The organism is Hydrogenophaga sp. SNF1 (assembly GCF_034421675.1).
GTDB classification, from domain to species: Bacteria; Pseudomonadota; Gammaproteobacteria; order Burkholderiales; family Burkholderiaceae_C; genus Hydrogenophaga; species Hydrogenophaga borbori.
Map to the genome: position 1 here is coordinate 4,218,223 of NZ_CP139793.1, position 13,373 is coordinate 4,231,595.

Annotated in this window: 14 protein-coding genes and 1 pseudogene; 12 read left to right on the top strand and 3 right to left on the bottom strand. The window is 67.7% G+C overall.

Annotated elements, in window-relative coordinates; all coding sequences use genetic code 11:
- Window positions 1–5 precede the first annotated feature (5 nt).
- Together SOM08_RS20175 and SOM08_RS20180 are read left to right on the top strand one after the other, a co-directional pair.
- Window positions 6–485: a heme-binding protein gene (locus tag SOM08_RS20175; protein WP_322469596.1), complete on the top strand. Its 480-nt coding sequence runs from the start codon at window positions 6–8 to the stop codon at window positions 483–485.
- Between the two features lie 23 nt (window positions 486–508).
- Complete coding sequence (locus tag SOM08_RS20180) at window positions 509–1,519, top strand: 2Fe-2S iron-sulfur cluster-binding protein (RefSeq protein ID WP_116960348.1); 1,011 nt, start codon at window positions 509–511, stop codon at window positions 1,517–1,519.
- 14 nt (window positions 1,520–1,533) lie between these two features.
- Here SOM08_RS20180 and SOM08_RS20185 read toward each other — a convergent pair whose 3' ends face one another.
- Window positions 1,534–2,451 carry a LysR family transcriptional regulator gene (locus SOM08_RS20185; protein ID WP_322469597.1) on the bottom strand — a complete coding sequence of 306 codons (918 nt, stop codon included), beginning with the start codon at window positions 2,449–2,451 and terminating at the stop codon, window positions 1,534–1,536.
- Between the two features lie 106 nt (window positions 2,452–2,557).
- Here SOM08_RS20185 and SOM08_RS20190 point away from each other — a divergent pair, with 106 nt between their 5' ends.
- The 5 genes from SOM08_RS20190 (at window position 2,558) to SOM08_RS20210 (ending at window position 8,857) form a co-directional block, all read left to right on the top strand.
- A complete protein-coding gene (locus SOM08_RS20190; protein WP_322469598.1) occupies window positions 2,558–3,877 on the top strand; it encodes a carboxylesterase family protein in 1,320 nt (439 codons plus the stop codon).
- A gap of 47 nt (window positions 3,878–3,924) precedes the next feature.
- Complete coding sequence (locus SOM08_RS20195) at window positions 3,925–5,901, top strand: flavin-containing monooxygenase (protein ID WP_322469599.1); 1,977 nt, start codon at window positions 3,925–3,927, stop codon at window positions 5,899–5,901.
- Between the two features lie 54 nt (window positions 5,902–5,955).
- Window positions 5,956–6,933, top strand: coding sequence for a Bug family tripartite tricarboxylate transporter substrate binding protein (locus tag SOM08_RS20200; protein WP_116960267.1), 978 nt, complete (start codon window positions 5,956–5,958; stop codon window positions 6,931–6,933).
- 127 nt (window positions 6,934–7,060) lie between these two features.
- Complete coding sequence (locus SOM08_RS20205) at window positions 7,061–7,933, top strand: AraC family transcriptional regulator (RefSeq protein ID WP_322469600.1); 873 nt, start codon at window positions 7,061–7,063, stop codon at window positions 7,931–7,933.
- 36 nt (window positions 7,934–7,969) lie between these two features.
- Window positions 7,970–8,857 carry an SDR family oxidoreductase gene (locus SOM08_RS20210; RefSeq protein ID WP_322469601.1) on the top strand — a complete coding sequence of 296 codons (888 nt, stop codon included), beginning with the start codon at window positions 7,970–7,972 and terminating at the stop codon, window positions 8,855–8,857.
- A 128-nt stretch (window positions 8,858–8,985) separates the two neighbouring features.
- Here the strand turns inward: SOM08_RS20210 and SOM08_RS20215 are convergent, their stop codons facing one another.
- Together SOM08_RS20215 and SOM08_RS22540 are read right to left on the bottom strand one after the other, a co-directional pair.
- Complete coding sequence (locus SOM08_RS20215; protein WP_116960264.1) at window positions 8,986–9,354, bottom strand: DUF1428 domain-containing protein; 369 nt, start codon at window positions 9,352–9,354, stop codon at window positions 8,986–8,988.
- Window positions 9,355–9,776: 422 nt separating this feature from the next.
- A pseudogene (locus tag SOM08_RS22540) lies at window positions 9,777–9,917 on the bottom strand (tyrosine-type recombinase/integrase); the annotation flags it as partial.
- A gap of 409 nt (window positions 9,918–10,326) precedes the next feature.
- Between SOM08_RS22540 and SOM08_RS20220 the strand changes: the two are divergent.
- The 5 genes from SOM08_RS20220 (at window position 10,327) to SOM08_RS20240 (ending at window position 13,329) form a co-directional block, all read left to right on the top strand.
- Window positions 10,327–10,845, top strand: coding sequence for a hypothetical protein (locus SOM08_RS20220; protein ID WP_116960636.1), 519 nt, complete (start codon window positions 10,327–10,329; stop codon window positions 10,843–10,845).
- Window positions 10,846–10,935: 90 nt separating this feature from the next.
- On the top strand, window positions 10,936–11,703 hold the full coding sequence (locus SOM08_RS20225) for an MltR family transcriptional regulator (protein ID WP_322469602.1): 768 nt from the start codon (window positions 10,936–10,938) through the stop codon (window positions 11,701–11,703).
- Window positions 11,704–11,760: 57 nt separating this feature from the next.
- The gene (locus tag SOM08_RS20230) at window positions 11,761–12,216 is read left to right on the top strand and encodes a hypothetical protein (protein ID WP_416186977.1); all 456 of its coding nucleotides are present in this window, start codon (window positions 11,761–11,763) and stop codon (window positions 12,214–12,216) included.
- Window positions 12,217–12,340: 124 nt separating this feature from the next.
- Complete coding sequence (locus tag SOM08_RS20235) at window positions 12,341–12,835, top strand: hypothetical protein (protein WP_147326276.1); 495 nt, start codon at window positions 12,341–12,343, stop codon at window positions 12,833–12,835.
- A 113-nt stretch (window positions 12,836–12,948) separates the two neighbouring features.
- Window positions 12,949–13,329, top strand: coding sequence for a hypothetical protein (locus SOM08_RS20240; RefSeq protein ID WP_147326275.1), 381 nt, complete (start codon window positions 12,949–12,951; stop codon window positions 13,327–13,329).
- The last annotated feature ends 44 nt before the right edge of the window (window positions 13,330–13,373 follow it).

A 13,373-nucleotide genomic window follows, 5' to 3' on the forward strand; every position in this document is an offset into this window, starting at 1 on the left:
ACCCCATGAAATCCGCTCTCAAGCTGCAACTGCCCGAAGCGCGCCGCATGGCCGCCGCCGCCCTCGACAAAGCCCAGGCCCTGGGCGTGCCCGAGACCGTCTGCATCACCGACGAAGGCGGCTTCCCGCTGGTGCTGGAACGCATGGACGGCGCGCGGGTCACCGGCCCGCAGATCGCCTGGAACAAGGCCTTCACGGCCGCCGGCCACAAGCGCTCCACCCACCTGTTCAACACGCCGCCCAACGGACCCGCCCTGCCCGGCAACGAGGCCTTCGGCATCCAGTGGAGCTTCGACGGCAAGTTCGCCGTCTTCGTCGGCGGCTTCCCCATCGTGGTCAACGGCGAGGTGGTGGGCGGCGTGGGCCTGAGCGGCGGCAACGGCGAGCAGGACACCGCCTGCGGCCTGGCCGCGCTGCAGGCCCTCAAGGACCTGCTGGCCGAACAAGGCCTGGACGTGGTCGTCAAGGCCGACCTGAAGTACTGATGGTCCCGTCGCCGGAGCGCGCCATGGCCCACCGCATCACCTGGCTGGAAACCGGCCACTGCTTCGACGCCGGCGCCGACGAGGCCGTGCTGAGCGCGGCGCGCCGCCACGACGTGCCCTTCGCCTACGACTGCCGCAACGGCGCCTGCGGCACCTGCCGCGTGCGCGTGGTCCAAGGCCAGGTGCGCTACGACGACGAGCTGCCCATGGGCCTGAGCGAGGAAGAGGCCGCCGCCGGCCAGGCCCTGCTCTGCCAGGCGCGCGCCTGCGGCGACCTGGTGGTGAGCGTCGAGCCCGACCTGGGCCCGCCGCCGCAGCGCCTGCTGGCGCGCGTGGACCGCGTCGAGGCCCTGTGCGGCGACGTCACGCGCCTGTGCCTGGAGCTGCCGGTGGAGCCCGACTTCCGCTTCCACCCCGGCCAGTACATGAACGTGCACCTGCCCGACGGCAGCCACCGCAGCTTCTCCATGGCCTCCTGCCCCGACGGCGCACGCGTGGACTTCCACATCCGCCGCATCCCGGGCGGGCGCTTCACCGAAGGCGAGCTCACCCAGCTGCAGCCCGGCGACGCGCTGGAGGTGGAGCTGCCCCTGGGCAGCTTCCGCCTGCACCCGCAGGACTACCGCCCCATCGTGATGCTGGCCACCGGCACCGGCCTGGCCCCGCTCAAGAGCATGCTGGAATCGCTCAGGGGCGACGAGGACTGTCCGCCGGTGCACCTCTACTGGGGCGCGCGCACCGAGGCCGACCTCTACCTCGACGCCGAGATCCGTGCCTGGGGCGAAGGCCTCTACGACTTCCGCTACGTGCCCGTGCTCTCGCGCGCCGGCGAGGCCTGGAGCGGCCGGCGCGGGCACGTGCAGCAGGCGGTGATCGAAGACCTGGGCAACGAACTTGGCGAGTGCGCCTTCTACCTGTGCGGCTCGCCCGCCATGATCGCCAGCGCCAAGGCCGAGCTCGCGGCGCAGGGGGCCGACCCGGCCTTCTTCTACTCCGACAGCTTCCTGTTCCAGAGCGAACTGGTGGCGGGCTGAGGGGCGCCGCCCCCTCAGCCGGCGAACGCCTTCATGCGCGCGTGCAGCACCTGCACCAGCTGGCGCGCCGCCGGTGACAGCGAGCGGCCTTCCTTGACCAGCACGTAGATGTCGCGCGAGACGCGCGGCCCGCTCAGGGGGCGCGCCACCAGGTCCGGGTCGCGCGAGTAGCGCAGATAGGCGGCCGGCATGATGGACGGTCCCATGCCGCAGGACGTCATCCACAGCGCGGTGGACAGCAGGGACACCTCGCGCGCCACGTTGAGCCGGATGCCCGCCTGCGCGGCGGAATGGTCGATCAGCGGGCGCACGCCGAACCCGGGCCGCACGGTGGCCACGGGCACGCCGTCCAGGTCCTTCCAGCGCACCGACTTGCGCGCCGCCATCGGGTCGTCCTTGTGCAGCACCACGCTCAGGTGGTCACCCATGAGGCGCTGCATCTGCACGCCGTCGTCCGCGCGGTCGGGCGTGCCGATGCCGAAGTCGGCGCGCTCGCCGATCAGGCGCGCGATGAACTGGTCGGGCGCGCAGTCGTCCACGTTGACCTGAATGTCCGGGTGCCGCTCGCGGAACTCGCGGATCACCGGCGGCAGCAGCACCTCCGCCAGCGTCGGCGTGCAGGCCACCGTGACGCGCCCGCGCCGCAGCGAGGACAGGTCGTCCAGGCCGGCGCTCAGCGAGTCGATGTCGCGCAGCACGCGCTGCGCGGTCTCGATCACGTCGTGCGCCGCCGGCGTGGGCTGCAGCGAGCGCGTCGTGCGGTCGAACAGGCGCATCCCCAGCACCTCTTCCATCTGGCGGATCAGCACGCTCACGGCCGACTGCGTGACGTAGAGCTGGGCGGCCGCCGTGCTCAGGCGCCGCAGCTTGTAGACCGCGACGAAGGCGCGCAGCTGCTTCAGGGTGAGGCCGGTGACGCGGGACGTATTCATGAAGTCATTTTATGGATGCTTGAATAACTATCGATTTACGAATGAACGGATCTGGACTTCAATCGCGGCCTTCCCCCCGCCGACCGACGCCCCCCAGGGACACCCCGTGCGCCGCACCGACAGCCCCGATCACCCCACGCCTTCGCCCGAGACCGACGCCCCGCCCGAGCGCGTGGCGCTGCGCCTGGGCGAGGCCCGGCTGCTGGGCCTTCGGCGGCGGGGCGTGTCGCGCTTTGGCGGGCTGCGCTACGCGCTGGCGCCGGTCGGCGCGCGGCGCTTCGCCCCGCCCACGCCCATGCCCCTGCACGGCGAGGTGGACGCCACCGGCACCGGCCCGATCGCGCCCCAGCTGCCCTCGGCGCTCGCCCCGGTGCTGGGCGCCTGCGAGGCGCCGCAGTCCGAGGACTGCCTGCACCTGACGGTCTGGACGCCCGGTGCCGACGCAGCGCACCGCCCCGTGCTGGTGTGGTGCCACGGCGGCGCCTGGCAAAGCGGCGGCGTGCTCGACTGGTACAGCGGCGAGGCCCTGGCGCGCCGCGGCGGCGTGGTGGTGGTGGGCCTCAACGCGCGCCTCGGCCCCCTGGGCTGGCTGCTGGCCGACGGTGGCGTGGCCAACCTCGGCCTGCTGGACCTGGAGCTGGCCTTCCAATGGGTGGCGACCCACATCGCGGCCTTCGGCGGCGACCCGGCGCGGATCACCGCCATGGGGCAGTCCGCGGGCGGCGTCAACGTCGCGGCCCTGGGCATGCGCGGCGCCTCGGGCTTCCAGCGCGCGATCCTGCAAAGCGCGCCCCTGGGCCGCGGCGCCCGTTCGGCCGAGGCCGCGCGGTTCATCGGCCGCACGCTGCTGCGCGCGGCGGGCGCGGCCGACCTGCGACAGGCCCGCGACCTGCCGGTGGAGCGCCTGCTGCGCGCGCAGCTCGCGCCCGAGGTGGTGGCCGCCACGCGCGCGGCGGCCGACGGCCACGGCCTCTTCGGCCCGGTGCTCGACGGCGACACGCTGCCGCCCCTGTCGGCGCCGCTGGCCACCCATGCGGCCGGCCGGGTCGACGTGCTCACCGGCTGGAACCGCGACGAGATGCGCGCCTTCGCCGCCCCCGGCGCAGCGGTGGACGAGGCCGAGACCGAGCGCCGCTTCGCCACGCCCGCGCGCCAGTGGGGCGCGCAGGCGGCGCGCGCCGGCGCCCGGGCCTGGCTCTACCGCTTCGACGGCGCGCCCGGCATGCCCTTTGGCGCCTGCCACGGCGCCGAACTGCCCTTCGTGTTCGGCACGCACAGCGCCTTCGCCTCGGCGCCCCTGCTCGCCGGGCTGACGCCCGCCGATGGCCAGCGCCTCACGCACCAGGTGCAGGGCGCCTGGCTGGACTTCATCCACGGCCGGCCCCTGCCCTGGGCGCCGGGCCCGCAGCCCCACGTGTTCGCGTGAACACCGCCCTTCGCCTTCCTTCCTACCCGAGAGCCCAAGCAAGCACCATGCGATTGACCGAAGGGGACCTGCCCCCGACCCTTGACGACGACACCCTGGCCGCCTTCGACCGCGTCCAGCCCATCGCGGCCTCCGACGCCGAGATCGAAGCCGCCGTGCGCGACGCCGACCTGCCCGCCCTGCTCGCGGCCCTGGCCATGCTGACCCAGGACCCGGCCCTGCTGGCGGACGAGCTCAAGCCACCCTCGCCGTCGATGACAGCGCGCATCGCGCCGCAGGGTGGCCTGTCGGCCGAGGCCCAGGCCAAGGCCCGCGCCCTGGCCACGCAGGCCCTCATCCGCTACCGCGACGCCGGCTGCCCCGAGGCGCCCACGCCTTCGCCCGAATGGCTGGACCGCATCGTGCAGTTCCTTATCCGCGATGGCCACGAGGACCTGATGGACCTGCTGCGCCACGAGGTCAACGTGCCCGACGACCGCGGCGCGCCCGGCTGGCACGTGAGCGACTTCCCGCAGGCCGCCGGCACCAAGGTCGCGGTGATCGGCTCGGGCTTCGCCGGCATCACCGCCGCCTACCGGCTCAAGCAGGCCGGCCTGGACTTCACCGTGTTCGAGAAGAACCGCGAGATCGGCGGCGTGTGGTGGGAGAACACCTACCCCGGCTGCCGCCTGGACACGCCCAACTTCGCCTACAGCCTGTCCTTCGCGCAGAAGCAGGACTGGACGCAGCAGTTCTCGCAGCAGCCCGAAATCCTGCGCTACCTGCTCGACGTGGTGCGCCGCACGGGCATCCGGCCCCACATCCGCGTCAACACCGAGGTCGAGTCGCTCGAGTTCGACGAAGACCAGGCCGCCTGGAAGGTGACGGCGCGCACCGCCGACGGCAGCGCGCACGTGGAGCACTTCCACTTCGTCATCACCGCCATGGGGCTGCTCAACCGGCCGCACATCCCCGACTTCCCGGGCCTGGCGTCCTTCAAGGGCGAGGTGGTGCACTCCGCCGCCTGGCGCCCGGACGTGAACGTGAAGGGCAAGCGCGTCGCGCTCATCGGCACCGGCGCCAGCGCGTTCCAGATCGGCCCCGAGATCTATGCCCAGGTGAGCCGCCTGAGCGTGTTCCAGCGCAACCCGCCCTGGATGCTGCCCACGCCCACCTACCACGACGACCTCAAGCCCGGCATCCGCTGGCTGCTGGGCCACGTGCCCAGCTACGGCCGCTGGGTGCGCTTCTGGCAGTTCTGGATCGGCGTGGAAGGCCGCCTGCACCTGGTGGAACTGGACCCGGCGTGGCAGCACCCGGTGTCCATCAGCGCCGGCAACGAGGCCCTGCGCCAGGAATGCCTGGCCATGCTGCAGCAGCAGTTCGCCGACCGGCCCGACCTGCTGGCCCACGCCACGCCCGACTACCCGCCGGGCGCCAAGCGCATGCTGCGCGACAACGGCACCTGGCCGCAGATGCTCAAGGCCGGCAACGTGGACCTGGTGACGCAGGGCATCTCGCACCTGAGCGAGAACGCCATCCACACCACCGACGGCCAGCGCCACGAGGTGGACCTCATCATCTGCGCCACCGGCTTCAAGGCCGCCGACTTCCTCTACCCGCTGAAGGTGACCGGCCGCGCCGGCCAGGACCTGCACCGCCACTGGGACGGCGACTGCCGCGCCTACCTGGGCATCTCCGTGCCCGGCTTTCCCAACCTGTTCATGACCAGCGGCCCCAACACCGGCGTGGTGGTGAACGGCAGCGCCATCTTCTCGTCCGAGTGCCAGGTGGAATACACCCTGCGCGCGCTGCGCCACGTGCTCAGCCAGGGCCACAGGACCGTGGACTGCCGGCCCGAGCCCTACGCGCAATACAACGCCTGGATCGACCAGGGCAACGAAACCAAGGCCTGGGCCGTGGCCAAGACCAGCAGTTGGTACAAGAACAAGAGCGGCCGCGCCGCGCAGACCTGGCCCTTCGGCATGCTGGAGTACTGGAACCTCACCGCCCGCTTCAGGCCCGAGGACCACGTGCTCGCCTGAGCGCGGGCCCGCCCCCTCCCCTTTCTTTCACCGACACACACCACAAGGAGACACATGTTCACGTCCGCCCTTCGCTCCCTCATCGCCCTGGGCCTTGGCGCCCTCATCGCCACGCTGGCCGCCGCGCAGGACTACCCGGCGGACAAGCCGGTGAAGTTCGTGCTGCCCTTCCCGCCCGGCGGCTCGGCCGACGCCGTCACCCGCGAGCTGGCCGACAAGCTGCAGAGCCAGGGCCACGGCATCTTCATCATCGAGAACAAGCCCGGCGCCGCCGGCAACCTGGCCACCGGCCAGGTGGTGCGCGCCGCCCCCGACGGCCACACCATCCTGGTGGGCGTGACCGGCGCCCTGGTCATCAACCCCGAGCTCTACCCCAACCTGGGTTACCGCCCCGAGACCGACCTGACGCCCATCTCCATGCTGGCGCAGGCGCCGGTGGTGATCGTGGCCAGCCGCGAATCGGGCCTGACCTCGCTCAAAGACCTGGTGCAGCGCGCCAAGGCCAAGCCCGGCGAGCTGTCCTACGCCACCAACGGCACCGGCACCAGCCACCACCTGGCGGGTGAGCTGTTCAAGCAGAAGACCGGCATCTTCATGGTGAACATCCCCTACAACGGCACGCCCGGCGCGCTGCAGGACATCGGCGGCGGCCGCGTGGACCTGGGCTTCCTGGACCTCACGGCCGCGCTGCCCATGATCCAGTCGGGCCGCATCGTGGCCCTGGCCACCACCGGCAGCGCGCGCCCCTCGGCCCTGCCCAACGTGCCCACCGTGGCCGAGGCCGGCTACCCGGGCTACGAGGCCATGACCTGGATCTCGCTCGTGGCCCCCAAGGGCATGAAGCGCGAACACATCGCCAAGCTCAGCGGCCTGGTCAACGCCGTGCTGGCGGACGAGGCCTTCAAGAAAAGCACCGCGGCCAAGGGCATGGAAGCGGTGGGCTCGACGCCGGAGGCGATGCAGCGCTTCCTGGCCGCGGAATCGGACAAATGGCGCGGCGTGATCCGCGGCGCGAACATCCGCCTGAATTGACAGGGGCTTGCGCTGGCTGGGGGTGGCGGGGTGGGGTGAGCGACGGGTTCAGCGACGGGTTCAGGCGGGAGGCCGCCGGCTGAGATCAAGGAATCCGGCGGTTGCCCGATCCGCCATACTTGGCGCAGTGACCGCGCCCCGGATGCCAGAACGCCTATTCGTCCGACTACCCGACGACCCGTCCTGCGCGCCGGAGACCACCGTCCCGGCGAGCACGCTGACGGCGTTCGCCGTGCCGGCCGCCCTGCGATCGGCGGTGGTCCATGTCATGGCCTACGAGGAGCGGTTCACCCCCGATCGAGAGGTCGTCGAGCGTGTGCTGCCCGACGGAGCGTCGCGCCTGCTCATCGGGCTGCACGGCGGCGCGGCGTCCATCCACGTCGCCGGCGCACGGGCGACTCCCGTCCTGCTCACCATGAGTGGCCACATGCACGGGCTCTCGATCACGCTCAACCCCGGGGCAACACTGGGGCTGTTCGGCGTTCCGGCCAACGAGTTGTGTGCGCTCACCGTGCCATGGCACGACATCGCCCCCCCGGCGCAGCGCGACTTGCCCGAGCTCGTGGTGGCGGCAGCCGACGACGCCACGCGCGTTCGGCACGTCCTGCGGACGTTGCAGGCATTGCAGCGACCGCAGGACCCCGCTCGCCGCCTGGTGGAGCACGCGGCCAGACGCCTTGGCGCCCAGAAGGACCGCGTCTCCCTGCGGGCGCTGGCCGCCGAGTTGAACCTGAGCGAACGGCGCGTGCAGCAGCTGTTCGCCTCGCACATCGGTCTGGCGCCCAGTGTCTGGCGCCGCCTGCAGCGCCTTCACGGAACGCTGCGCTTGTTGCGCACGACCAAGGCGCCGCAATGGGCCGAGATTGCCCTGTGCGCCGGGTACTACGACCAGTCGCACCTGATCAACGAGTTTCGGGCCCTGTGCGGCCTGACGCCGCAGCAACTGCTGCAGCGCGCCGTTTCGGATTCTTCCAATACAAGCAAAGGCGGTATCCCCTAAGGTCGCAGGCTTCCAGTTTCCACTTTCACTGTGCACATGAAGAGCCTCACCCATTGCATCGCCGTTGTGACGGGCGCCAGCCGTGGTGCCGGCCGCGGATGCGCCACGGAACTGGGCGCCGCCGGCGCCACCGTGTACGTGACCGGGCGCAGCCGGCGCGAGCAAGCCGCACCGGGCTACGAACAGATCGCATCGCTGTCGAACCTGGACCGGGTGCCCGGCAGCATCGACGAGACGGCCGAAGAGGTGACCCGCATGGGTGGGCGCGGCATTGCCGTCGCCTGCGACCACACGGATGAAGCGCAGGTCAAGGCGCTCTTTGACCGCGTGATGCGTGAACAGGGTCGCCTGGATCTCCTGGTCAACAACGCCTGGGGCGGACACGAGTCCTTCGATGGCGTGTTCCAGGCGCCGTTCTGGGAACGCCCGATGGTGCATTGGGATGCGATGTTCGATCGCGGTGTTCGCAATCACCTGCTCTCCAGCAGGCTGGCCGCACCCATGCTCGTTCGCCAGGGCCGGGGACTGATCGTGACCACGACGTTCTGGGACCGCGACCGCTACATGCAGGGCAACCTGTTCTACGACCTTGCCAAGGCGGCGATGACGCGGCTGGCCTTCGGCATGGCGCAGGACCTGAGGCCACATGGGGTGGGCTCGGTGGCGGTGTCCCCGGGCTGGATGCGCACCGAGTTCGTGCTGGCCGGCCACCAGACCGACGAGGCCCATTGGCGCGAGCGGCCGGCACTGGCCTGCACGGAGTCGCCCCGCTACCTGGGACGCGCGGTCGTGGCCCTGGCCAGCGACCCCCGGGTGCTGGAGCGCAGCGGCCAGGTGCTCCGCGTGGGAGACCTGGCACAGGTCTACGGCTTCACCGACATCGATGGCCGCGTGGTACCGCCTTTCGAGCTGGAGACGCCGTAAGCGCTTGCATCGCCATGGGCGGGGGGGTGCTGGTCTCGTCCACCGCCTGCCTGCAGGAAGCGGCGCGCAAGTTCTGGGGCCTGGCCTCGCGCTGATCGGCGCGCGCGGGCGGCGCGCCGCCGCCCCCGTCAAGCCTTCACTTCGACCACCTGCTCGAAGCCGCCGAAGATCATTCGCTTGCCGTCAAACGGCATGGGCGGGTTGCCCGGTGCCGACGGGTCCATGCGCGGGTCTTCCATCATCTTCTTCATCCCCGCATCGCGAGTGGCCTTGTCCGGCCATTCGACCCACGAGAACGCCACGGTCTCGTCGGCCTTTGCCTGCACGGCACGGCGGAAATCGGTGAGTTTGCCGTCGGGCACGTCGTCGCCCCAACCCTCGATCACACGGATGGCCCCCAGCTCGAGGAAGATCGGGTCGAGCTGACGCGCGTGCTCGATGAACTTCTGCTTGTTGGCTGTGGGAACGGCAATGACGAAACCATCGATGTAAGACATTGGTTCACTCCTGTTGGGTTGTCGGGTCGGCGCTCTCGGCAGAGAACACCCCCATCCCTACGACGGGCGACAGACCGACAAATCGACAAGGCTTTGCCACTGGCCAGCAATCCCCTGCCATCGCGGACCGTCGTGGACGCTCAACACGCCGGATGAATGACCGCCTCGGATTCCTTGAGGTGAGGTCCGCTCGTTCCGCGGGAGGTCGGAGGTCGCGATGGGCGACGCGGTTTCGACGGTGTCGCCGTCGTCCAGCCCCCCCGCGACATAGGCAGTGCACTGACTTCTGGGGATGATGGGTGGCCCTGGGCCGAGAAAGTGAATGTCGGATTGAGACTGGATCGTGACAGTCGCTAAGGCCTCTACTTTCGGCTGCTTTCGACCCACAACTGTCCTTCTCCCAAGTTCCGAAAACCGGACCTTCAGTGTGCAAATGCAATCGCATCTAGCGGGCTGGCCGTGCCACCGGCAGCTACCGTCAGCACGTGCGTGTAGATCATGGTCGTGGATACGTCCGAATGCCCTAGCAGCTCTTGCACCGTTCGGATGGAGCCACCTGCTTTTCAGTGGCGAGCATGGTCAGAAAACCTTTGACCTCGGTCTGCCCCAGTTCGCGCGGGTGCCGAAACCCATCTTGGCTCCGGGCCGCCCACAACACAAACGCCTTGGCCTAGTAGACATAAGCCCTCTCGGTTTGTAGGCTGTAGTGCAGGTAGCGAACCCGTTCGCGCACCTGATCGAGCAGCTTGACGGACCAGGGAGGTACCCAGTCAGGTTTGTCGGATCTGTTATACCTGTCCATGCGTCCAGTATGCTGCGCTACAGGTTTGATTTCAAACGCATTTTTTGGACGCCATGCGACTTTGTTTAACGACCACGCTTGTGGGTACTCGGTGTTTGGTCAGATAAACCACAAGTTAGACGGCAGTGAACTCCCCTGCGCCATTCGTCCTAGAGTTCGTTGCATATCGCATGCATGCGATCGCAATTGCCCATGTCGCACTCAAGTACGCGTCGACCTGGGAGACTCCGCCACCGACCAAAGTGTTTTTTGGCGAGCGTCAGGTGCTCGAAGGGAAAGCGACGGCGTTTACAAATGGTGCGATTGAGGCCGGGATCGTCCACTCTCGCGCGCTGCTTGAGTTCATGGGTCTGAAGGGCGCGGGACCTTCGACTCTTGCCGTTCGACTGAACGCGAAAAAGGACGATGTTGTCATCGAAAACACCGGGTTGCCGAAACTGTCCGTTGAGAGCGCCGTGCGCATGTACGCTGGCCCGCCTGCCGAGGCCGAAAGCGCGTTGGCCCATGTGATCTTCGTCGCGAACAAAGGCCTTGCACACACGACCTCGGCTTTCGACCGAAGCACCGGCGCGGCGCACTTGCTGGAAATCGCGTTCCGCGGCATCCCTAAGCTGGTTGTGGAGCACTTCTACAAGCCGCTTGGCCTTAAGGAGCCTACATATGAGATCACGAGCCGCCCTGCCGTCTAACAGGTCGTTCGACACGGACGCCCGGCGGCGGTCCTCCGCTTCGCTCCGTCCCTTCGCCGGTCGCCGGTCAACTCTGCGTTAGACCTCACGATGCGCGATTCATCTGGCCCCGACCCAGTTGAGGGCGAAGATCAGGCCTTTGGCGGCTTTAACCTTCTCACCAAGTCTCTTCGAGATCTTGATGACCGCGGCTTGGTGCTCTCGCTCTCTGCTTTCGCTGAGGATGCGCTCGGATCACTCCTTAAGGCCTTTATGCACCCGTGTGAGGCCACTACGCAGTTGCTGGAAGGTTTCAACGCGCCGCTCGGCACACTCTCATCCCGAATTAAAGCTGCTTACTCACTGGGGCTCACAACGAAGGAACAGTTTTCGGACTTAGAGCGCCTCAGGAAGATTCGAAATGAATTCGCCCACGAATGGCGGCCCCTGTCTTTGTCTCAACCCAAGCTAGCAGCTCTCGTCGCCGCCATGAACTACAGCGGCATCGACAACCACTTTCCAAAGACTCCCGCCGAAAAGGTGCGGAGTTCGATAACTTGCCTGCTGCTCGAGTTGCGATCTGCCGCCGAACAGATTCCGAAGCGTGGCGGGCAGGTCCGAGTATCGGGCAACCACCTCATCGCAGGGTTTTCTGGTGCGAACTTTCAAGAGCAGGTCGAAAACGCGCGTAAAGAGCTCGCGCGCATCGAGGAACAGCTGGCTTGCACGGCCGACGAGGAGCAAGTGTTCTATCGCGGTCTGCTCAAGCGGTTTCCGGGACGGGTTGCGCTAATCCATCCGAAAACGGCGGAGGAACGCGCCAGCCTCGTAGCGATCCAGGAGGAGGTTAGGAATGCATCGCGCCAGAGTCCGGTCTAACAGGTCAGTCGAGCGGACCGCCTATGGCGTCCGCTCACCTTCACGCTAGACCGCATCATGGACCTTCACACCCTGCTTCCTGAACTCGTGCCAAAGGCCGTTGCCTGGGCTGAGGTTCAATCCGAGCGAATTCTTCGATGTGGTGTGTCTTTGACGCCCCACGGAATTGCCTTGGCGCGTGGGGTCGGTGTGTACCGCCCAGAACTCGTTCGAGTAGAACTGGTACCGCAATTGCCTTTGCCGGACGATCCTTTGCTACAGCAGGTCGCCCTAGCCGCAGGCCTACTGGGTCCAGATATGGTCGGCCTCACACTTGGCTATGGCATCTTCATCGTCCAGGGGCACGCGAACGACCGTCTGGTTTCGCATGAACTCAGGCACGTACACCAATACGAGACCTTTGGAAGCATTAGCGGATTCATGCCCGTCTATCTCGCCCAGATCGCCGAATTTGGGTATGAAGCGGCACCGCTGGAACGAGATGCAAGGGAGCACGAGGCGCATGCGGTCTAACAGGTCGGTCGACTCGGACACGTTGCGGCAAGGGGCCGCACGGTGCAAGATCTTGAGCGGCACTGTGCGGCCCCTTGCCGCAACGTGCCGGTCTCCTTTGCGTTAGGCCTCACGGAGACGTGACATGACACCAGCCTGGTTCAGGCTTCTCTCCGAATGGCAAGACGCCGGTCGGTTTGGGCTCACCGTTCCGTTTGTGTATGGAGCGCTTGATCGCATCCCCGACGGCCCGCTGCGCGGTGGTAAAGCGTCCGAGAAGCTCCAGTCGCTCCTGGCTTCGCTCGCCGACGAAGTTCCCGACGGGACCCTAGTTCGGCTCTTCATGTGCGGAACGGTCAGGGACCTGACACTCGCTCCTATGTCTGCGATCCCGGGCTACTGTCGCGCCATGCGGAGCGGTGATGGGCGGAGTGAGCGGTTCTATGTGCAGCAAGATCTTGTGCCAGCAGATTCATCATCTCCCCTGAGCGACCTGCACGCGGAGCTCTGGAGACGCTACGGGAATGATCTGGAAGCGGGGCGGTTTTCACTGCGAAATGGATCTTTTGCTGAATTCTCAGAGCGCGACTTACAGCTCATTGAGGCAGCACTTCGGAGGGGCGACGACGATGAGGCCTGACAGGTCGTTCGACGCGGACACGCAGCGGCATTGCGCCGTGAAGCGTGCTGGTGAGCGTACGCCTCGCGGCGCAATGCCGCCGAGTGCCGGTCAACTCTGACGTTAGGCGGCACATGAGTAGCGATCCTGTCCACAACGATTGGCTGGAGACATACAAGTCCCTCATCACCTTGGCGACTGAGGGCTTCAAGTTCTGCGCGTTGGCAAATGGTGGCGCCGCCGTGGCAATCCTTGCTTATCTCGGTAATGTGGCAGGTAAGGGCGCCTCTGCTCCGGACATGCGCTGTTCCATGGCCGCCTTTCTCTCTGGGTTGGTTCTGTGCGGCCTTGCAATGGTCTTCGCGTACTGGAACCAGTTGAATCGTCTCAATCGCTTGGCCAAGCGCCAGGATCCGAGCAAAGACTGGCGTCTGTGGGTCGCTATCGCTTTGGTGGTCGCAAGTCTCACGTCATTTGCAGTCGGCTCGTGGCAAGCGGTTGTGGCGTTCAAGTGAGCGTGCCGCCTAACCCTTCGGTGCACCCGACTTGCTACAGCGGG